This window comes from Treponema putidum (assembly GCF_024401155.1).
Classification (GTDB): Bacteria; Spirochaetota; Spirochaetia; order Treponematales; family Treponemataceae; genus Treponema_B; species Treponema_B putidum.
On the sequence record NZ_CP038804.1, the window covers coordinates 1,959,289 to 1,980,265 of the forward strand.

At 34.5% G+C, this 20,977-nt stretch carries 16 protein-coding genes and 1 tRNA gene; 3 read left to right on the forward strand and 14 right to left on the reverse strand.

Annotated elements, in window-relative coordinates; translation table 11 throughout:
• Positions 1 to 4: 4 nt before the first annotated feature.
• The 12 genes from rpsQ to tuf all read right to left on the reverse strand — a co-directional run bounded on the left by rpsQ (position 5) and on the right by tuf (position 6,355).
• On the reverse strand, positions 5 to 277 hold the full coding sequence (gene rpsQ / locus E4N74_RS09115; RefSeq protein WP_044977703.1) for a 30S ribosomal protein S17: 273 nt from the start codon (positions 275 to 277) through the stop codon (positions 5 to 7).
• An 11-nt stretch (positions 278 to 288) separates the two neighbouring features.
• Complete coding sequence (rpmC, locus tag E4N74_RS09120; RefSeq protein ID WP_044977704.1) at positions 289 to 498, reverse strand: 50S ribosomal protein L29; 210 nt, start codon at positions 496 to 498, stop codon at positions 289 to 291.
• Positions 499 to 510: 12 nt separating this feature from the next.
• Positions 511 to 930 carry a 50S ribosomal protein L16 gene (gene rplP, locus E4N74_RS09125; RefSeq protein WP_044977705.1) on the reverse strand — a complete coding sequence of 140 codons (420 nt, stop codon included), beginning with the start codon at positions 928 to 930 and terminating at the stop codon, positions 511 to 513.
• Positions 931 to 932: 2 nt separating this feature from the next.
• The gene (gene rpsC / locus E4N74_RS09130) at positions 933 to 1,652 is read right to left on the reverse strand and encodes a 30S ribosomal protein S3 (RefSeq protein WP_044977706.1); all 720 of its coding nucleotides are present in this window, start codon (positions 1,650 to 1,652) and stop codon (positions 933 to 935) included.
• A 2-nt stretch (positions 1,653 to 1,654) separates the two neighbouring features.
• Positions 1,655 to 2,011, reverse strand: coding sequence for a 50S ribosomal protein L22 (gene rplV, locus E4N74_RS09135; protein ID WP_044977707.1), 357 nt, complete (start codon positions 2,009 to 2,011; stop codon positions 1,655 to 1,657).
• 10 nt (positions 2,012 to 2,021) lie between these two features.
• A complete protein-coding gene (rpsS, locus tag E4N74_RS09140) occupies positions 2,022 to 2,300 on the reverse strand; it encodes a 30S ribosomal protein S19 (protein WP_044977708.1) in 279 nt (92 codons plus the stop codon).
• A gap of 12 nt (positions 2,301 to 2,312) precedes the next feature.
• Entirely contained in the window at positions 2,313 to 3,140 is an 828-nt protein-coding gene (gene rplB, locus E4N74_RS09145; RefSeq protein ID WP_044977709.1) for a 50S ribosomal protein L2, read from the reverse strand.
• A gap of 33 nt (positions 3,141 to 3,173) precedes the next feature.
• Positions 3,174 to 3,458 (reverse strand): 50S ribosomal protein L23, encoded by a 285-nt coding sequence (locus E4N74_RS09150; RefSeq protein ID WP_002672216.1) that lies wholly within the window; start codon positions 3,456 to 3,458, stop codon positions 3,174 to 3,176.
• A gap of 2 nt (positions 3,459 to 3,460) precedes the next feature.
• Positions 3,461 to 4,096, reverse strand: a complete 636-nt coding sequence (gene rplD / locus E4N74_RS09155; protein ID WP_044977710.1) for a 50S ribosomal protein L4 — start codon at positions 4,094 to 4,096, stop codon at positions 3,461 to 3,463.
• Between the two features lie 14 nt (positions 4,097 to 4,110).
• On the reverse strand, positions 4,111 to 4,737 hold the full coding sequence (rplC, locus tag E4N74_RS09160) for a 50S ribosomal protein L3 (RefSeq protein WP_044977711.1): 627 nt from the start codon (positions 4,735 to 4,737) through the stop codon (positions 4,111 to 4,113).
• Between the two features lie 58 nt (positions 4,738 to 4,795).
• Positions 4,796 to 5,104, reverse strand: a complete 309-nt coding sequence (gene rpsJ, locus E4N74_RS09165) for a 30S ribosomal protein S10 (RefSeq protein WP_002669994.1) — start codon at positions 5,102 to 5,104, stop codon at positions 4,796 to 4,798.
• 63 nt (positions 5,105 to 5,167) lie between these two features.
• Positions 5,168 to 6,355, reverse strand: coding sequence for an elongation factor Tu (gene tuf, locus E4N74_RS09170; RefSeq protein ID WP_044977712.1), 1,188 nt, complete (start codon positions 6,353 to 6,355; stop codon positions 5,168 to 5,170).
• 534 nt (positions 6,356 to 6,889) lie between these two features.
• Between tuf and E4N74_RS09175 the strand changes: the two genes are divergently transcribed.
• Positions 6,890 to 6,972, forward strand: a tRNA-Leu gene (locus tag E4N74_RS09175).
• Between the two features lie 37 nt (positions 6,973 to 7,009).
• Here the strand turns inward: E4N74_RS09175 and E4N74_RS09180 are convergent.
• Both E4N74_RS09180 and recG read right to left on the reverse strand, forming a co-directional pair.
• Complete coding sequence (locus E4N74_RS09180) at positions 7,010 to 8,029, reverse strand: endonuclease/exonuclease/phosphatase family protein (protein WP_044977713.1); 1,020 nt, start codon at positions 8,027 to 8,029, stop codon at positions 7,010 to 7,012.
• Positions 8,030 to 8,093: 64 nt separating this feature from the next.
• Positions 8,094 to 10,124, reverse strand: coding sequence for an ATP-dependent DNA helicase RecG (gene recG / locus E4N74_RS09185; protein WP_255806602.1), 2,031 nt, complete (start codon positions 10,122 to 10,124; stop codon positions 8,094 to 8,096).
• Between the two features lie 196 nt (positions 10,125 to 10,320).
• On the opposite strand from recG, the gene E4N74_RS09190 reads away from it, so the two are divergent.
• Positions 10,321 to 15,639 carry a diguanylate cyclase gene (locus tag E4N74_RS09190; protein WP_255817270.1) on the forward strand — a complete coding sequence of 1,773 codons (5,319 nt, stop codon included), beginning with the start codon at positions 10,321 to 10,323 and terminating at the stop codon, positions 15,637 to 15,639.
• A gap of 12 nt (positions 15,640 to 15,651) precedes the next feature.
• Complete coding sequence (locus tag E4N74_RS09195) at positions 15,652 to 20,961, forward strand: diguanylate cyclase (protein ID WP_255817271.1); 5,310 nt, start codon at positions 15,652 to 15,654, stop codon at positions 20,959 to 20,961.
• Positions 20,962 to 20,977: the final 16 nt, after the last annotated feature.

Consider the following 20,977-nt stretch of genomic DNA (forward strand, 5'->3'; position numbering starts at 1 on the left):
TGCCTTACTTAGCCCGTTCAATAACTTCAGTAAGCATCCAAGCCTTCTCTTTGCTGATAGGCTTATGCTCTACAATTCTTACAGTATCGCCGATGTGAGCCGTATTCTCTTCATCGTGAGCCTTGTATTTTTTACTGCTCGATACGTATTTTTTATACAGCTTATGAAGCTTTTTGGTTCGGACTTCAACAACGATGGTTTTATTCATCTTGTCGCTTGTTACAATTCCGACAAACTCGCGCTTCCCGATTTTTTTTGTATTTTCTGTTGTTTCCACGGGTTAAGCTCCTAATTTCCGCTTTCACCGGCCAATTCTTTTTGGCGGATGAAGGTATTTAGCATCGCTATTTCACGACGCATACTTCTCTTTTCAAGCGGGTTATCCAAATGACCTACCACAGCTTGAAATCTCAAATCCATGTATTTTTGTTTTAGATCATTGCGTTTTGAAACAAGTTCTTTATACGACATTTCTCTGTACTTTGACTTCTTTTTCATTTTAAACGCTCCTTAGTCGGCCTGAATCTGCTCGGCAAACCTTGTCTTAAACGGAAGTTTACTTCCTGCCAAGGCCATAGCTTGTTCGGCCAAATTCTTATCAACGCCGGCTAATTCAAAAATAATAGTTCCGGGTTTTACAACCGCTACCCAGTACTCGGGAGCGCCTTTTCCGCCGCCCATTCGAACCTCAGCGGGTTTTTTTGAATAGGGTTTATCCGGAAAAACTCGAATCCACAATTTTCCGCCTCGCTTAATCTTACGATTTAAAGCAACACGGGCAGCTTCAATTTGTCTGTTTGTAAGCAAAAAAGGCTCAAGAGAAACTAAGGCGTAATCGCCGAAATCGATGCTGTTGCATCGTGTAGCTTCGCCCTTGATTCTACCTCGCTGAACCTTTCTATGTTTTACACGTTTGGGACTGAATGCCATAATTATTGCCTCCCTGCTTGAGCGGGTTTTTCAGAGCGGGGTCTTCTTTGCTTTTTGAGCAAGGCACCTGCATCTTCTTTTTGTTCTCCGCCAAACATCATTCCGCTGTAAAGCCATACCTTAACGCCTATTTTTCCATAGGTTGTATCCGCTTCAGCAAAACCGTAGTCTATATCCGCCCGAAGAGTGTGAAGAGGAACCCGTCCTTCTTTCATTTCTTCGGTTCGAGACATTTCAGCACCGCCTAAGCGTCCTGAAATTCTAATCTTTATACCTTGAGCACCGGATCTCATAGTATTAAAACAAGCCTGTTTTAATACCTTTCTAAAAGAAGCTCTTCCGGCAAGCTGGCGTGCGACGTTTTGGGCAACTAAAGAAGCCCTCAATTCGGCTCTCTTTACTTCCTTAATCTTGATCTGCACTTTTTTGCCGAGCTTTTTCTGTATAATGGCTCCGATATTTTCGATATTGGCACCTTTTACACCGATTATAACGCCGGGACGAGCCGTATGAATCATAATCGTAATCCTCTGGGGATGACGGATGATTTCAATTTCGGCAATGTCTGCATTTTTACATTCAGGGAGCTCCTGAATCATAGCTCGAATCTTTAAATCCTCAAGCAACAAGTCGGCATAATTTCGGGGGCCTGCATACCAGCGAGACGACCAAGTTTTGTTTATACCAAGTCTTAATCCTGTAGGGTTTACTTTCTGTCCCATATCTACTCTCCTGCTCTCTCGTCAACGACAACTGTGATATGACACATGCGCTTTAAGAGCATGTCTGCACGCCCCTTGCCGCGACACCAAATTCTTTTTAGCCTAGGCCCTTCGTCAATCATAATTTCCTTAACAAAGAGCATATCTTCATCAAGCTGTTTATTTTTGTAAAGAGCATTTGAGGCAGCCGATTTCATCGTCTGAGAAATTAAGACGGCTCCCTTTTGAGGCATATTTTCCAAAATAGCCATTGCTTCCGGATAAGGCTTGTTTTTTACGACATTCGCCACCGGCCTTACCTTAGTAGGTGATGCAATAAGAAATTTCGTTGTTGCTCGATATCCTGTTCTTTCAGTCATCTTCTTTCACCTATTTTACAACCTTCTTGTCGGAGTTTGCATGTTTGCGGAATGTGCGCGTAGGAGCAAACTCTCCAAGTTTATGTCCAACAAGATTCTCGGTTATATAAACCGGAATCCACGTCTTGCCGTTATGTACCGAAATAGTGTTACCTACCATTTCAGGTATAATTGTAGAACAGCGGGAATAAGTCTTAATCGGTTTCTTTTTACCCGATCTGTTCATCTCGTTTACATTCTTAAAAAGACTCTTTGCGATAAAAGGTCCCTTTTTAATTGATCTTGACACTTCTGCAACCCCCTACTTCTTCTTTCGTCTTGAGACAATGAAGCTATCCGAAGGATTGCGCTTCTTGCGGGTCTTATAACCCTTACAAGGCTGTCCCCAAGGAGTAACGGGATGTCTTCCCTTTCCTCGTCCTTCACCGCCGCCGAGGGGGTGATCAATCGGGTTCATAGCCATACCGCGAACGGAGGGTCTGATTCCAAGCCATCTTGATCGACCGGCTTTGCCAAGACTTGTATTCATATGATCTTCATTGCCGACTTCGCCTATTGTTGCATAACATTTTTTATTTACTAAGCGAGTTTCTCCGGAAGGCAATCTTATGGTAACATATTCGCCTTCTTTTGCAGCAACCAATGCGCCGGCACCTGCCGAACGCGCCATTTGTCCGCCTCTTCCGATTGTAAGCTCAATATTATGCACGGTAAAGCCGACGGGAATTGCTTCCAAAGGAAGAGCATTTGCAACATCCAATGTAGCCATTTCGCCGCTCATAATCTTTTGACCGATTCTTAAACCCTTAGGAGCGATGATATATCGCTTTTCGCCGTCAGCGTAAAAAATCAATGCAATATTTGCACTGCGGTTAGGATCATACTCGATTGTCCTTACAGTGCCCGGAATACCATATTTATTTCGCTTAAAATCGATTTGTCGGTATTTCTGTTTATGTCCGCCGCCTTGGCCTCGAACTGAAATGCGTCCTCTTGAATCGCGTCCTGCTCTGTTCTTTTTGCCTGTAGTCAAAGACTTTTCAGGCTTTTGAGCTGTAATTTCATCTTTTCGCAAATCAATTCGTCCGCGCAATCCTGGCGTCATCGGCTTATATTCTTTTAGAGCCATTTTGCTATCCCCTTAGCATAAGCACATTAAGGCTTACGCACCTTCAAAAATCTTAATTGTCTCACCCTTGGCAAGTTTTACGGTTGCCTTTTTCCAAGATGAAGTTTTACCTTCCTTGTAGCGGAGACGCTTAGTCTTTCCTCGAACATTAACAACAGTACAATCGGTAACTTTTACATTGAACAATCTTCGTACTGCTTCCTTTATCTGAATCTTGGTAGCCTTTGGCGCTACTTTGAAAACATATTTGCCCTGCTCGCGAAGTTCTGTGCTTTTTTCCGTAAGAACAGGCGCGATAAGTATATCATTGTATTCCATTATTATTCGGCCTCCTTACATCCGTAAAATTCAGAAAGATTTTTTGCGGCAGATTCAAGCATAATAACTTTTCGGCCATAGAATAAATCGTGGGCTCGAAGGCGGTTATATGCTAAGAATGAAATATGCGGAATATTGCGCCCTGCTCTTTTTACCAAAGAATCATCATCCTTTAGAATAATAACAGTGCGTTCACCCTTTGCAAAATTATTTAAAATCTTTACAAGGTCACGGGTTTTTCCGCTTTCTACCGTAAAATCTTCGACAACCACTAACCTGTCGTTTTGAGCTTTAAGGCTCAAAATTGACTTCATTGCCAATCTTTTTGCTTTTTTAGGCATAGAATAGCTGAAATCTCTAGGTTTAGGTCCAAAAACAGTTCCTCCTCCGACTAAAAGAGGGGATTTTTTATCGCCGCGCCGTGCACGTCCTGTACCCTTTTGACTGTAAGGCTTGGCATTTGAACCGTGAACCTCAGCTCTACCCTTTGTACAAGCCGTTCCGACCCGTTTATTGGCTAATTCATTATTGATGGCGTAGTAAATAACATCATCATTTACGGGAAGACCGAACACCTTGTCATCAAGATTGATTGTCCTCAATTCTTTACCATCGACTGAATAGACTTTCTTTTCCATGTCTTCTACCGTCCTTATTTAGCCCGCTTTACTGCGGATTTTAAGAATACAGTTGCATCCTTTTTACCCGGAACAGAACCGCGAACCATTATTACACCCAATTCAGGATCAATTTTTACGATTTGCAAATTTTGAACGGTAACCTTATCACAACCCATTCTTCCGGGCATTGTCGTATTTTTAAAAGAACGGCCCGGAGTTGTGCAGTGTCCCGTCGAACCTGCTTCACGGTGGAATTTAGAACCATGGCTTGCTCTACCGCCTCCATAGCCCCATCGCTTCATAACACCCTGAAAACCTTTTCCTTTTGAAATTGCCGTAATATCCAAATACGGAACCTTTTCAAAAACTTCTACACCCAGCTTGTCCCCGACTGCAACTTCTTTATCAAAGCCGCGGAATTCCTTTAAAAGTTTTAAAGGTTTAAGGCTTTCGCTAAACTGTCCTGCATAGGGTTTACTGGTGTGTTTTTCTTTGAGCTCACCCAAACCGAGCACTACTGAAGAGTATCCGAACTTGTCCTTGTCCTTTAGCGCAACAACGGTATTGGGTTCTACCTGAATAACCGTAACCGGCATAAGATGACCGACTTCATTAAAGATTTGGGTCATGCCGATTTTTTTTCCAATCAGTCCAATCATTTAAATTCTCCTAAGGTACGCACCCCTGATTAAAGGCCGTCTACCATTTGAATAAATCTTATTGTTTAATTTCTACATCAACACCGGCTGAAAGCTCCAATGCCAACAAAGCATTCATAACTTCTGCCGAAGGTTCGATAATATCGATTAACCTTTTGTGTGTCCTCATCTCAAACTGCTCACGCGATTTTTTATTTACGTGGGGCGAGCGAAGCACAGTAAACTTGTTAATCCGAGTAGGAAGCGGAATAGGACCGCAAACTTTTGCGCCGGCTTTTTGAACAGCCTGTACAATAGCCTTTGAACTCTGATCAACCAATTCTACATCGAATCCGCGAAGTTTTACGCGAATCTTTTCCTTTGTCATCATTTCCTCCGAAGAGATGCAAACGGCACCTACAAAATAGTAAGTACCGTTTTTTTGCATCATTTATTCGATAATTTGGGTTACCTGTCCCGAAGCGATAGTTCGTCCGCCTTCGCGAATAGCAAGTTTAAGACCTTGATCCATAGCTATAGGGTGAATAAGTTCACCGATAATCTTTGTATTATCGCCGGGCTTAACCATATCCGTTCCTTCAGGGAGATATACAGTTCCTGTAATGTCGGTTGTTCTAAAATAGAACTGAGGTCTGTAACCTGAGAAGAAAGGACTGTGGCGTCCGCCTTCTTCTTTTGAAAGAACATAAATTTGAGCTTCAAATTTTGTGTGGGGATGAATTGAACCGGGTTTAGCGAGAACCTGACCGCGTTCAACTTCTTTCTTTTCAATACCTCTCAAGAGAAGACCTACGTTATCTCCTGCTTCACCTTGATCAAGAAGTTTGTTAAACATTTCAATACCGGTAACAACGGTTTTCTTTGTGGGTTTAATACCTACAATTTCAACTTCTTCGTTCATCTTGATAATACCGCGCTCAATTCTTCCTGTAACAACGGTACCGCGTCCCTGAATTGTGAAGATGTCTTCAATAGGAAGAAGGAAAGGCTTGTCGGAATCACGTACAGGATCCTTAAAGTATTCATCCATTGTTTTAAGAAGCTCTTCGATGCAAGCCGTATCTTCTGCGGAAGCGCCGTCCTGTAAAGCCTTAAATGCAGAACCCTTAATAATAGGAGTATCTTCGGGGAATCCGTAAGATGCCAAAGTTTCGCGAACTTCTTCTTCTACCAACTCTACAAGCTCGGGATCATCCACGAGGTCAACCTTATTAAGGAAGACGATAATTGAAGGTACACCTACCTGACGGGCAAGAAGCAAGTGCTCTTTTGTCTGAGGCATAACCGAGTCCGGAGCGGAAACTACAAGAATAGCACCGTCCATCTGGGCAGCACCGGTAATCATGTTTTTAACATAGTCGGCGTGTCCGGGGCAGTCGATGTGGGCATAATGCCTCTTATCGGACTGATATTCCAAGTGGCGGGTATTGATAGTAATACCTCGCTCTTTTTCTTCCGGTGCATTGTCGATCTCGTCATATTTTAGAAGCTTATCACCGTACTTCTTTGCACAATACGTAGTGATCGCTGCCGAAAGAGTGGTCTTACCATGGTCAACGTGACCGATGGTACCAACATTCATGTGAACTTTCGTTCTGTTAAATTTTTCCTTTGCCATGAGATCCTCCTAAAAGACGTAGGCAAGTCTAATATTTCCCGCATTAAAAATGACGAGATTAAAAAGTTAACCGGTCTTTCGTAACCGAAAAACAAGCTTAACAAAGAAACAAATCGGAGAAACACAAAACAGTGATTAAAATCAGATAAGATTTGAGCATTTTCTTTAATTTAAAGAAAAACACTTTTATCCGCCGCCCATAGGTTTTCGGACAGCATTCGGACCCACCTGATCACCTTTAAACCGTAACTCCGATGACTGGTTTGGCATCCTGCGAAGTTTTAAAGATTTCTTCTCTCATTTGTATAAATGAGGGCGGCATCCGCCTGCCTATAAGGCTTTACGGCAATGCAAAACTTCTAAAGAATACCGATTTAAAGCCTTATAGGCTATAAATCATATTTTAAATATCAGCGCCCTTTATAGCATAAAGCAGAAAAAATGTCAATAGGAAAACAATTTATAATCTAAAAATTTAGTCTTAAAAAAGCCTTTACAAAGTTTTATTTTTATGATACAATAGGACTTTAATGAGCCGGCGTGGTGAAATGGTATACACGATAGACTCAAAATCTATTGGGGGTGACTCCGTAAGGGTTCAAGTCCCTTCGCCGGTATTTTTTTTCATCTTCCGTTTTAAGAACGGGAGATTTTTTATTGCCTTTTTAAAATAATGCCTATCGGTAAATGATCCGAATAGCCCTTTCCTGAATGGACGGAATATTTGTCGGGATTACCCGATTCGTCGGTAAGAGGCCTTGAGTTTACTACACAAAATAAGCTTATATCAAAATCTTTTCCATCGCTTAAATTTTCCGAATAGAAAAAATGGTCTATATCTTCCCATTTACCCTTATAAAAATAACTGCCTGAGGGCTGACTTCCGTCATTAACGGCATTTTGATAAGCATTGATATTCCAGCAATTATCGAATTCAGGCAAAAGAAGAAATTCTTCTAGGGGCTGGTTAAAATCGCCGCATATGATAAAAGGGGTTTGAGGCTCCGTATTTTTTAGCTCCACCATTCTTTTATATGCTTGTTCTTCTTGCATACGTCTAAGGGCTTCGCTGTCGGCAGTGCCTACTTTAGACTTCCAATGAACATTTAATAGGACTAATTCGTTTATTTCTTTAGAATCCTCGATACGGATTCTTGTTTCAACAAGCGGCCGTAAATGGTTTTTTCCTGAATATATATTGAAAACCTTTGTCTCGATAATAGGAAACTTTGAAAGTAATGCAGTACTGAATGCGCCTCCGTTTTTGGGCGGAATAAAGACGGCATATTTATACGAATTGTTTATGGGCAGTATTTTACAAAAGTCATCCAATACCGTTTGACTTTCGATTTCTTGCAAAACAAGAATATCAGGTATGTCCTTTTCTCCTAAGCCTAAACCCAGACAAGCAAGATTAAGAGCTTCCTTTAAGCGGAACAGCCTTTCGCCGTACCGTTCTTTTGACCATTTTGTTTTTGTTCCCTTAAACTCCTTGAATTCATTTCCGTCTTCAATTGCATCAAAAAAAGTTTGGGCATTATAGCTTACAATCGAAATTTCATCTTTTTTAATATTTTGCGAAAGAAAGATATTTGTACATCCGGCACAAGAAAGGAGAAGAAGACAAAAGCACATTAAAATGAATAAGACTAAAATATTTTTTACTTTTTTCATAAGTATAACCTCCATTATTATTTTACGTTTTTTCTTAAATTATTAGTAAAATAATAAAAAAAATTTATTTTTTTTCAAGCATTTCAAAGGCGGCAGAGCGGGCTTCCTGCAAAATTTTAAAATCTCGTGCAGGATCGGCAATTGTAAAGCCTAAGTGATAACCGGACTGCTCAACCCCTCCTATATCGCCGGGGCCGCGTAGTTTTAAATCTTCTTCGGCAATTATAAAGCCGTCATTGGTTTCCTTCATTACGGTTAGCCGTGTCTTTCCGGCTTCGGTAATTTTTTTCCCGTAAATTAAAAAACAATAGGCTTGCAGGTCTCCCCGTCCGACCCTTCCGCGGAGCTGATGAAGAGCGGAAAGACCGAACCTGTCGGCATGTTCTATTACCATACAGGTAGCATTGGGAACATCCACGCCGACTTCCACAACGGAGGTAGCAACGAGAATATTAAGCTTTCCCGACCTGAATTCTTCCATAATCTTTTTTTGCTCCTCTTCTGCAACCTTGGAGTGAATCAGAGCCAAACTATGGTTTGGAAAACCCGTCTTTAATTCTTCAAACATCCTTTCGGCAGACTTTAAGGATAGGTCTTCATTTTCTTCTATTAGAGGATATACAAAATAAGCCTGCCTGCCTTTTAGAATCTCTTGTCCGATAAAATTGTAAACTCTTTCAGCCTTGTCCTCCCCCGCAACATAGGTAATAATAGGCTTTCTTCCTGCGGGCATGGTTTTAATGGTCGAAATATCCAAGTCTCCAAAGATAGAAAGGGCAAGAGTGCGGGGAATCGGGGTTGCACTCATCATCAAAATGTTAGGACTTTGTTTTTCCTCATTGCTTTCAATTCCTTTTTGGATTATAGCTGAACGCTGAAGGACACCGAAACGGTGCTGTTCGTCGATTACGGCAAGCCTCAAATTTTTATATTGAACTCCTTGAGAAAAAAGAGAATGGGTGCCGATTATCAAATCGATATTTCCCTTTTGCAATTCCTGTAAAAGCCTGCTCCTTCCTTTGGCCTTGGTATTTCCCGTTAAAAAGGCAAGGCGGACCCCCAGAGGTTCTAAGAGACGGGCAGCGTTTTCGGCATGTTGGCGGGCTAAAAGCTCTGTAGGAGCCAAAAAAGCCGTTTGCCCACCCTGTTCTATTACCTTTAAACAGGCTAAAAAGGCAACAAGGGTTTTCCCCGAACCTACATCACCTTGCATAAGACGAGCCATTGGATTTAGGCCTTCCAAGTCTTCATTTATTTCGGCACAGACCGAAAGCTGATCTTGGGTAAGTTTAAAGTTGAGCCTTTCCAAAAGAGAACTTTGGAGAGGCGTTAAAATAGGTTTTTTTTTGGCGGTTTTGCCTACATTTCTCTCATCTTCAAGGTTGGGAAGCCTCCCCCGCCTTTCAATAGAGCGCATCCCTATGGCATATTGGAACAAAAAAAACTCTTCAAAAATGACGGCATAGCGGCCTTTTTCCACATCGGCCATAGATTTTGGAGCATGGAGCATAAAAAGTACTTCTTGCTTAGACGGAAGCCCATATTTTTTTAAAATAGACTCGGGAAGCTCGGAATCTATACCATTGGCGTAGAGTTTTAAGGCAGCAGCTATTATTTTCCTCAATTTTGCCTGCCCAAGCCCTGAAGTTAGAGGATAAACAGGAAGAATTTTAGCCTGCATGTTTTCAGGCCTTTCCAGATCAAATGAAGAGGATTGAAGCTCGCCGTATTTCCTGTAAAAAGCCCCATATACAAAAGCTTTTGTCCCCACGGGAAAGCTTTTTTCTAAAAAAGGACGGTTAAAACATATAAGAGAAGCGGTCATCCCGTTTTTGTCTGCAACTATCAGCTTTAGGGTCTTCATTTTTCCGAAACCGAACCATTCATGGCCTACAACGGTAATTTCTACGTGTATTTTTTGCAGCCTATCCCAATCTAAAAAAACATTTATCTTAGAGCGGTCTTCCCAATCTCTGGGAAAAAGACGCAAGAGCCCGCCTGCATTTTCTACCCCGAGCTTTTTAAGCTGGGAGGCTGCGGCAGAGCCTACGCCTGAGATATTTGTAAGGGGGGCTTGTATTTCGGAAATCAGCATAAGCCATTTTACCATAAGTTGATGAATATTAAAAGGGCTAGACATTTTTGATAAAGGATGGTAAAATAAAAGGTATGACTTCGGCAACAAAATAAGTTTACCTCCTTAACTGTCGAGTTTGCTTTAGCGAACATCGCAAGGTTGTGGGGAACAATGTGTGCCAGTATGTTTTTTATAGCGCATTGGACATGTTATTATGGAAATTATAAATAATCGGTACAAAGTTATCGGTAAAATAAACAATTCAATACCTCATGTACAGGAATTTTTAGCCGTAGATTTATGGTCGGAGGATGCTAAAATTAACTTAAAGGTTATATCGTCTTTAGACCTATCAAATGAAGAATTTTCTTTTTTTAAAGAGAATTTCATTATTATAAGCAACATTGACAATCATTTTTATCTTAAAAATTACGGCTTTTCCAGCCTATATCTGGCTTATCCTCCTTTACCGCCTTCAAACCCTGACGAAATTTTATATATTTTTACTACCGAGCATATTGAAAATGGAATACCTGTTTTGGAATTCGTAAAACAGTGCTCGATGGAAGATATTCTTAAAATAATAGTATCCGTTTGCCAATGCCTTGTTCATGCAAGTAATAAGGGGTTTGAATACGACATATTCGCTCATGATAATGTAATGATAGTCAAAAAAAAGGGCGGATTTCAAGTAAGAATAAAAGATATTGTATCGGCAAAACTTGAAAATAATTCATCGGTAAGGTTTAAAGAAGCTGAAGACTATACGGGAACCAACGAAAATATAGATACGGTAATTTCTTTTATAATTACACTTCTTGCAGGAAAAGAAATTAACATAAATTCATCATCGTCTATTGCAAAATTAAAATCGAGATATAAAAATTTAAATAAAAATGATGCCGATATTTTTAATATATTGTATAAGATAGTAAAAAAACAAATTCAGCATAAAAACAAAGATGAAAAAATTAAAATATATACCATCATTCAGGATATAAATAAGGGGCTCGGACGCAGCTACCCTGTAGATGTCATTCTTCCTCTTAACAGTATAACTTTTCGTCCTAAATTGGTAGGAATGCAAAATGAAATAAATATGTTGTCTCAAGCAAAAAACGAGATAAGTTCAGGGAAAGCAAAGAAAGCAGTTTTTCTTATTAAGGGTACTCAGGGAACAGGGAAAACGAGGTTTTTAAAAGAAGCCGAATACAGGTTATCCTTAGAAAGAACAAATATATATTCTAATTATAATTTTAAAAATTCCACCTCGGAAAATTTTTGGGATGATTTTTTAGAAAAAGTTTTTTTTGATTTTTATTTTATCCATGATATCGAGGAAAGAGAAAAAATCATAAAGAGCATAAAACAAATCAAAGATCAGCAGCTCGTTGGTAATGGGAAAAAAGAATCTGAAAATATAAAATTTAAAATTTTCAATGAAGCTAAGAATGTATTTTTTAAAAACGCCGGGCAAATTCCGGCTTTTATTATCTTAGATGATTTGGAATTTGCAGACAATTTTATGCTTGATACAATTTTATATTTAGTGACTGAAATTATAGAAACGGATCGTCTTGGCTTAATTATGTCCTATGACGAAACCGTTGCTCCTGTTTCAAATAAGTTTGAAAACTTTTTAAAAATATTAAATGCTCATGAAAAATGCCAAGTTTTTGAGCTTAAGTATTTTTCTGAAGAAGAAACTATAGAGATGCTGAAAAATATTTTAATATTAAAATATCCTCCTATATCTTTCGGCTCTATTCTGTATAAATACACTTCAGGGTGTCCATCTTTTATAGTAGAAATGATAAAAGAATTTGTAAATGCAGGAACAGTATACAGGGATGTAATAATAGGTTTGTGGTTCTTTGCTGATAAGCTATATACTGATGAACTCAAAAACACAATTCCAAAATCAATTGAAGAAACATTAACAAATCAGTTGAATGCTATTTCAGTGACCGAGAAAAAAGTATATTCTGAAACATCATTATTTCAAAATATATTCAAAATAGAATATCTGTACAAAATTTCATCCCTGCCTCAAAAACAAATAGATAAAATTATAAAAAAACTTATAAATAGAGGATTGATCACCATTATAAAATCGGGTGGTATACAGAACTACACGATTACAAATAAAATTATGCGCAATATTTTATATGAGCGTTTGGAACCTAAATATAAAATGCTGCAGCATAAAAAAATAGCTGATATTCTAAAAAAAGAAGCGGATGCCGATATAAATGAACTTATTTGGCACTTGGAAGAATCCGGCAATAAAAAAGCGCTTTTGGCTTGTTATTTTGACATAATAGAGCATAATATGAAAACAAAAAACATAGATGCTGTATTAAAAATATATGAAAAAATTCCATCTATTATAACCGGTCAAAATGTTATAAATAGATTTACGATACTCTTAAAAATATTTGAACTGTATAATCAGATGGGCTTAAAAGACAAAGAAGCTGAAATAAAATTACTCCTTGAAGAAAATTTGCCGAAAATAAAGAATACGGTTCTCTTATCTTATTATTACAATCTAATGGTAAGATATGAATATTTTTATTTAAATGACACCGAAATTTTTGTATATATAAAAAAATTGACCGGTCTTTATGAAAAATCATCCAGCGATATCATAAATCTCAGATTAGAAAACGCAAAATGTTTCTATTATCATATAAAACAACAGAATAATGATTTTAAAGAATCTGCATATAAAATACTTGAAATTACAAAAAGTAATCCGGAATATACGAATTATAAAGCTGAAGCTTATACATTCTTAGGTTATTTTTATTACAGAAAGCCAGATAAAAGAACAGCTTTAAAATATTTTAAAAAATCAAAAAAATTGGCATCCTTATCCGATAACATTAGAACCCAAATTATTGCAATGCACAATATTTCATTAATATATTGGGAAACATACCCTGACATAGAAAAAAGCATAGCATACATAAAAAATGTTATAAGTTTAGCAAAAAAATACGGCTTTTTATCGATTGAAGTTATTTCAATGATTAATTATGCTAGAATGCTGGCTCAAATTCAAAATAATTATGAAGCTTATGAATACGCAAAAGATGCAGAAGATAAGATATTTACTTATGATATGGAAATATTCAAATTTGCATGCATAATAACACTTATGGAAATTACGCAAAACTTATATAGATATAAAGAATTTTGTAAATATAAAAAAATATATATAAAAGCACTTCATGAAAATAAAATAAAATATGTATATGAGGATAACTTTATATTTTATGCCTTAATTGCAAGAATGTATCAGGAATTCGGATACAACAATAAAGCAATCGCATATTTAAAAAAAAGCATAAAAATAAAAAAATACCAACCATACAGAAAAATATTTATGGTATATTTTATGGTTGAAGCCTTAAGAATTATTAAAAGAGACAAAAACGATATTACTAATTTGATAAAAATTTTTAATTCATATATAGATCCCCAAAAAAATATAGAATTAAGTAAAAGAAAATTGACTAAAAATTTATTTGATATCGTTATTACAATGATTATAAAACGTCCTGATCTTGATTTTACACCCCTAATAATACAGATAATCAAATTTGATATACCGGGATTATATGATTTTCAAATTTCAGCTATGAATTATTTAAAAACCTATTTTAACCAGGCTGAATTCGAAAAGGTCTTACAAGAAAACCTGCATCTTATAAAACCTAAAAATCTTATAAACATAACTTTATTTATCAATATGGCGTTAGCTGATTATTATTATGCAGCCGGAATTCAAAGCCTGGCTATCGTGAATTATTTGGAAATTCAGAATAAAATCGGAATCATAATAAAAAATACACCCGAAAAATATAGAATTAAACTATTTAATAATTGGGAATTAAGCAGACCATTCGATATAGTTTCCGATTTTATAAAAGGGAAGCCTATAACAAAAGAAAAAAAATATAACAGAAATATAGAAAGCCGCGAATTGGAGGAAATATTAAAGCTAAAACATATAAATATAATAAAAAAAGATAAAAAATTTAAAGAAAAATTGATAGAGGACTATCTCAAAAATGAAGGCTATGAACATACTACATCAGTTGAAATTATTAATAATTTTACTGACGATTATGAACAAAATATAGCTTGCGCTATGAGATTTTTAGCTTTAAATGTAATTGCCTCATCTTATGAGTTTTTAGATATAAGTAATCCGGATGAACCTCATTTTGTTTTAAATAATAAAAATGAAGGCGGTGATTTTCAGAAGATATTTGATATTATAACAAAATTCGGGTATCAGGATATAACTAGAATAGAAAAAATTCTACATAAACCGTGCATGATAATTCCCGTTCATAAAAGAAATTTCGGTGCTAATGATTATAAGGCTTTAGGTTTTATGATCTTTATATCCGAAAAAGTCATAAATAATTTTTCACATGAGGGAAGGATTTTTTGTAAAAAACATTCTAATATTTTAACAATGCTTGTAGAAAGAAAAAGTTTTCAACAAGCATCCGATTATGATGTCCTAACCGGTGCTTATACAAGAAAACACTTTGAAATTTTTTTTAAAAATATTATCAAAAAGTTATATAACTCCAATTCAAAATTTTCTCTTATTCTATATGACTTAGATAAATTTAAAAATATAAATGACACCTATGGACATCTTGTAGGAGATATAGTCCTTAAAAAAGTAACACAGACAATTTTAGATTCCTTAAATCATGGCCAGATATTGGGAAGATACGGCGGTGAAGAATTCACTGTGATATTGCCCGATGCCGACTCACAAAAAGCATTTAAAACAGCAGAATATTTTAGAAAGAAAATAGAAAAATTGATTTTTACCGAGTTTGACAAGGCCATAACAATAAGCCTTGGGATTGCCACATTTCCTGAACATGGAAAAACGATTCAGGAACTTCTTACAAATGCGGATCAAGCCTTATATCGCTCCAAAAATACAGGCAGGAACAAAAGTACAATCTGGAATTCCTCTATAATCAACACTAAAAGAGATAAAATAAGCCATACAGGTATTGTTATAGTGGATGAATCTTCTTTTAGTGAACACATAACCGCCACAATAGAACTGTATGATATATTAAAGCCGACTGTACCGAAAAATGAGCTATCAAAAATGTTACTGACAAAAATAGTTGAATTCTTTGAAGCTGATAGCGGAGCTATTATTCTTAGAACTGTAAGAAATAATACACCTGTTTTTAAGATTAATGCTAAAATAGGATTTGAAACCTATCCGATTAATGAAGAACTGGTTCATACGGTTGCCGAAGACGGTTTGGGTATTTTTCAAGTGGATTGGGACTCAATTGCAAACAGAAACAGCATAACCAATATGCCTGAATGGAATTCCGTGATGATCTCTCCTATGATAAAAAACGAAAAAATAATAGGTGCAATTTATTTGGCAGCTCCCGAAAAATATTCTAAATTTAATTTAAGTAAATTTAATTTTTTTAAATTTTTAACGGATATAATATCTGCGAATATATAAGGAGGGGACTAGATGAAAATATTAAATAACAGGTATAGAATTATTGAAGAGCTCCCTATGGAATTAAAAGATAATGTCCGTTTTATTGTTAAAGATTTAATTTCCGATAAGGGAGAACTGCTTGAACTAAGGTTAATATATGCTTCAAATCTGGATAAAGATTTTATGAAATTTATCAGAGAAAAATTTACTCTGATAAATCAATTAACGGAAACACTTCATATAAAAAATTATGATTTTACACGATTAGAAAGTATAGATGATAAAACAGTAAATGAAGATATATACTTATATACAATTGAATATATAGAAAAAAAGGAAGCTGCATTTGACTTCTTACTTGATGCTAAACCGGAAGAAATGATTGAAGTATTTGCCGCAATATTAAAGGAGTTAAACTATTTAATAACATACGGAATAGTGTATGATAACTTTGATTTAAATAATATATATGTGATAAGGGATAAAGGCCGAATTTTTATAAGAATAAAAGATATTGTTACCGAAAAAAATCTATATTCACGCCAAATAAGTTTTTTAAAAAATTCCGAGATTCATACATTTACTTATAATTATGATATGTTAAAAACAATCATTTTGTCTTTGCTTTTAAAAAGAAATATAATAAAAAATGATGAAAAATATTTTAGAGAATTGCAGCAGACAAAAATTCATCAATTAGATAACGAAAATGAAAAACATATTTATTCATGTTTTTTTAAGATATATGATGAAATTAATGCACGAAAAGCTAAAAAAGAAGCATACCCCCTTTATGAAATAATATCGGATATTAATGACAATATCAATGCCGATTATAATATTTCCACTCCAATAAGTATTGAAAAAAATTGTCAATTTCCTGCCAATAGGGAAAAAGAAAAAAAAGAAATATTTTCCATATTATTTAAACAAAAAAAAACTTCCAAAGCTGAAAACAAAAATATATTTATAACAGGTGCATTCGGCGTTGGAAAGACATTTTTCTTATACGAGTTATATTTTTTACTGCTGCTTGAAAAAATTGATGTTTATTATATTCCGAGCCTCGGTGATATGAATGATATTAAATTTATTTCTTGTCTTATGAAAAACTTATTTTTAAAAAACTCATCAATTCAAAAAAATTATGAAAAAGAATTAAATACAATTTTTGACACTTTAAAATCTGAAACGGAAGCTAAAGAAGACATAACAAGGATAAGAGCTCTTAAATATAAACTTATAAACTTGATAACAAAACTAATAATAGAAAACACATCGTCTAAGTCAATAGTTTTTATTATTGACGATATACACTTGATAAATGAATTTATAACAAAATCAATATTATACATAACAATAGAAAATTCAGATAAAAAAAATATAATGCTGATACAATCGGTAAACGAAAGTTTAGTTAACAATAATTCTAATGCAAAAAAACTTATTAAAATACTATCAAATCAGTCGCCTATAAAAAAAATAAATCTTCAGAATTTATCTGAGGAAGAAACAGAAATATTGATACGAAACACAATAAATGTAAAAAATATTCCTGAAGTATTATTAAAAAAAATATATTTAAACACTTCAGGCAATCCTTTGTTTATTAATGAAACTTTAAAAGAACTTACCATATCCGGAGAATTAAAAAAAGATAATCTAACTGAATTATGTAAACTTTCTGCCAATTTATCTAATCCATCCATCCCTATACCTATATCTGCAAACATACAGCTAGCCGTAGGAAAGCAAATAAAAGAGCTGGATAAAACCGAATTAAATTTTTTAAAAGACTTATGTATCTTCAAATCCAGTTTTAAAATACAAACTTTGCCTGAAATTTTAAATGTAACAGCTTCAACAGTAAAAAAATATATACCTAAGTTCTTAGATCAAAATATCATAAAAAAGATCGCAAAACAGTATGTAGATGAATATGTAATTGTAAATAAAATTTTACAAAAAACTTTATATGATGAACTTGATTATTCATACCGAATGGAAATCCATAAAAAAATCATACAAAAAATGAAAAAAATAAAAGTTTTTGATATTTATGAATTTATCTGGCATGCAGAAAAAGCAGAATTATTTGAAGAAGCGGTAAATTATTGTATAAAATATAAGAATAAAATAAAAAAGCAATGTACTCACATAGCCTATATAGATATATTTGAAAAGATATATTTACTTGTTGCAAATGATGATAATGATAAAAAACTTGATATACTACTTACCCTTGCCGAATCATATCTTGAAAGTGATGATTTAATAGGATGTACAAAAAAACTGGAGCAAGCCGAAAACATAATAGCAAAATCAAATGTAAATAAAATATATGCAGCTAAAATCTACATAATAAAAGCAACTAAAGAAATTCAATTCAACTCAAGTCCCGAAAAAATTGCTAAATCGTTAGTTTTAGCCGAAAAATCCGCAGCTGAAGCAAATGATACTTATATAGAATTATCTTTTGATAAGGTCAGGATAGCATTCTTGCAATATAAACAAAACTATACAGGAGCCATCGAACAAGCAAAAAAAACTATATTAAAACGCGGCAATTTTAAAAAATTTAAGTTAATAAAAACAAAAGTGCTGTTGGATATGGCAAATAATCTTTTTTATTCGAGACAATATAAAGATGCTGAAAAAACCTATTTAAAAACTCTTAAAAAAGCAAAGAAAATAGGTGATACCAATATTCAAGATATAATTTTTAATAATTTAGCTATTATCCAAGAAGATATGTATAGAAACTTTGATGCGGCAATAGCATATTATACAAAAATTTTAGAAAATAATAATATATCAGGTAATGAAATTTCGGAAATAACGGCTTTACTTAATCTGGGTATTACCTATTTGCATTTTTTTGATTATGATAATGCATATATTTTTTGTGATAAAGCAATAAAAAAAATAATACAAAATTCTTATAACGATAAAATATTTTTTGCTCAGATTTTTCTACATGGCATTTTGCTGTCTATGTGTATGTACGATAAAACGGCTGAACTTGAAATGCAAATAGAAAAAATGCTAAAGAATAAGAATATATCAAAAGCTCCTTCTCATATAGATGTTTTTAAACAAACAAGATTTGTTTTTTACTATGTAATTGGAAATTTTGAAGCAGCAAATGATGTTCAAGATAAAAATATAGATTTAAAAAATAAATTTAAAGATATTGAAGACGCTTTTTTATCATTATGTATCAATCTGAATAAAATTGCGCAAGGTAAAGTGAATTCAACGGAAGAGTTGGAAGATAATCTTAGAAAAATAATTTCGAATCCGTTTTTTTTAGATAATATATATCTTTTGTTTTATGAGCTTATTTATTGTTTAAGAAAAATTATTGTCTTCCGGTGTGACATTGATTTTAAAAATATAGTCAAAATGGTACTTGAAATAAAATGCAGCAGCGATTATCCTCTAATAAAAGCGCCCCTATTGTTTTTACAAGCATATCTGGATCCTGAAAATTCCGAAAAAAAGCTCCTAGAAGCACAGTCTTTAATTGAAAACAAATATATGCTGGATATAAATATAGATATAAACATAAAACTGGGATTGATCTATCTTAAAAAAAATAATATTAACATGGCAATGATTAATTTTGTTGAGGCGCAAAAACTAATAGATATTTTCCTAAAAAAAATACCTCCAAAATTCAGAAAAAACTATTTTAATGCTCACCACTACGGACTGCCTTCATTAATAATATATGATTACATTAACAAAGATATGAAGCCTGATTATATAAAATTTATTGATGCATTATCATATGAACGGACAAAAAAACTTTTATTGAAAAATAGCATTGAAAAACTAAAAAATAATCCGGCATTTATTTTAAACATTATAGCACAAACAAAACAAACCACCATATTTAAAAATAAATCGATTGACAATATAATAGAAAAATTTACAGACGATTTTTTACAAAACATAAAAATTCTTTTAAGTTTTACAGCTTTAAACCTCCTTGCAAATTCGGCTGATGTACTTATAACTGCAAATGAAGGTAAAATAAAATCTTTATTTAATTTCGGTCAAAATAAAACTATAGAAAAAATTGCACAGTTAATAGAGTCATCTACATACAAACCGGAAAATATCAAAACAGACGGCGAAATTTTATCGCACCTTGTTATTCCAATAAATTACCACAGTCATAAGCAAACAGAAAGTACCTTAACGGGTTATTTGGTTTTTATATCAAACAAAGAAATAAATAATTTTGGTAATTTTGGAGTCAGTTTTTGTCTTAGCATCGAAAACATATTTGCATTTTTAATAGAAAGTTATAAGGTCCGACAAGAAGCTGCTACAGATAAACTAACATCGGCAATAACCAGAAAATACACTGAAAATGCATTGAACAATCTTTTAGCGGTTTCCAAAATAAAGAATACCGGCCTTGCTATTCTAATGTACGATCTGGATAAATTTAAAAAAATAAACGACACTTTCGGCCATCAAACAGGCGATACGGTCTTAAAAGCTATAGCTAAAACCGTATTAAGCATATTAAAAAAAGGACAAATATTAGGGCGTGTGGGTGGAGAGGAATTTCTTGTTCTGCTGCCAGATACCGAAGAAGAACAAGCTTTGATAATTGCAGAAAAAATAAGAAAACAGGTAGCAGCATTGAATTTTGATGATCCGGCTGTTAGGATAACTGTCAGTATAGGTGTGGCCGTTTTTCCAAAACACGGCAGAACAAAAAAAGACCTATTATCAAAAGTAGATCAAGCATTATATGAAGCAAAAAATCGAGGCAGAAATCAAACTGCCGTATGGAAAGAAAGCCTTGTGCCCGGTAAAAAAAAGGTAGACAGACTTGCAGGGATATTAACCGGAAACTCTCTAAATGATACAAAAAACATTCTAAGTTTTATCGATACCGCTTCACTTATCCGGCGTTCTATACCAAAAACAAAAAAACTTGAGATCTGCCTTGAAAAGATAATTGATGCTGTGTGTGCCGACTCAGGAATTTTTGTCTATACTGTTAAGAAAATGACGTCCAAAACTATCTTTAAATATAAGCCTGTTTCAAAGCCTAAATTCCCCATAAATAAGAATTTCATAGCTGAAGTTATATCCGAAAAAAAAGAACTGTGCAAAATCGACTGGGAAAATATTTCAGGAAAAAGTGAGATCACAGGAATTCCTAACTGGAATTCGACTATTCTTGTTCCGGTTATTTTAAAAGGAGAAATAAAAGCCGTTATTTATCTTGTAGTTGAAATCAGAAAAAGGGAATTCAGTACTGAAGACCTTAATTTGGTAAATATGTTTGCAAGCTTGATAGCCCCGTTTTTTTAGTAAGACAATTGATTAA

Excerpts from the sequence above, each read along its gene's own strand:
- rpmC (WP_044977704.1), bottom strand. The coding sequence starts at position 498 with ATGAAAAAGAAGTCAAAGTACAGAGAAATGTCGTATAAAGAACTTGTT.
- rplP (WP_044977705.1), bottom strand. The coding sequence starts at position 930 with ATGGCATTCAGTCCCAAACGTGTAAAACATAGAAAGGTTCAGCGAGGT.
- rpsC (WP_044977706.1), bottom strand. The coding sequence starts at position 1,652 with ATGGGACAGAAAGTAAACCCTACAGGATTAAGACTTGGTATAAACAAA.
- rplV (WP_044977707.1), bottom strand. The coding sequence starts at position 2,011 with ATGACTGAAAGAACAGGATATCGAGCAACAACGAAATTTCTTATTGCA.
- rplB (WP_044977709.1), bottom strand. The coding sequence starts at position 3,140 with ATGGCTCTAAAAGAATATAAGCCGATGACGCCAGGATTGCGCGGACGA.
- E4N74_RS09150 (WP_002672216.1), bottom strand. The coding sequence starts at position 3,458 with ATGGAATACAATGATATACTTATCGCGCCTGTTCTTACGGAAAAAAGC.
- rplD (WP_044977710.1), bottom strand. The coding sequence starts at position 4,096 with ATGGAAAAGAAAGTCTATTCAGTCGATGGTAAAGAATTGAGGACAATC.
- rplC (WP_044977711.1), bottom strand. The coding sequence starts at position 4,737 with ATGATTGGACTGATTGGAAAAAAAATCGGCATGACCCAAATCTTTAAT.
- rpsJ (WP_002669994.1), bottom strand. The coding sequence starts at position 5,104 with ATGACAAAGGAAAAGATTCGCGTAAAACTTCGCGGATTCGATGTAGAA.
- tuf (WP_044977712.1), bottom strand. The coding sequence starts at position 6,355 with ATGGCAAAGGAAAAATTTAACAGAACGAAAGTTCACATGAATGTTGGT.
- E4N74_RS09180 (WP_044977713.1), bottom strand. The coding sequence starts at position 8,029 with ATGAAAAAAGTAAAAAATATTTTAGTCTTATTCATTTTAATGTGCTTT.
- recG (WP_255806602.1), bottom strand. The coding sequence starts at position 10,124 with ATGCTGATTTCCGAAATACAAGCCCCCCTTACAAATATCTCAGGCGTA.
- E4N74_RS09190 (WP_255817270.1), top strand. The coding sequence starts at position 10,321 with ATGGAAATTATAAATAATCGGTACAAAGTTATCGGTAAAATAAACAAT.
- E4N74_RS09195 (WP_255817271.1), top strand. The coding sequence starts at position 15,652 with ATGAAAATATTAAATAACAGGTATAGAATTATTGAAGAGCTCCCTATG.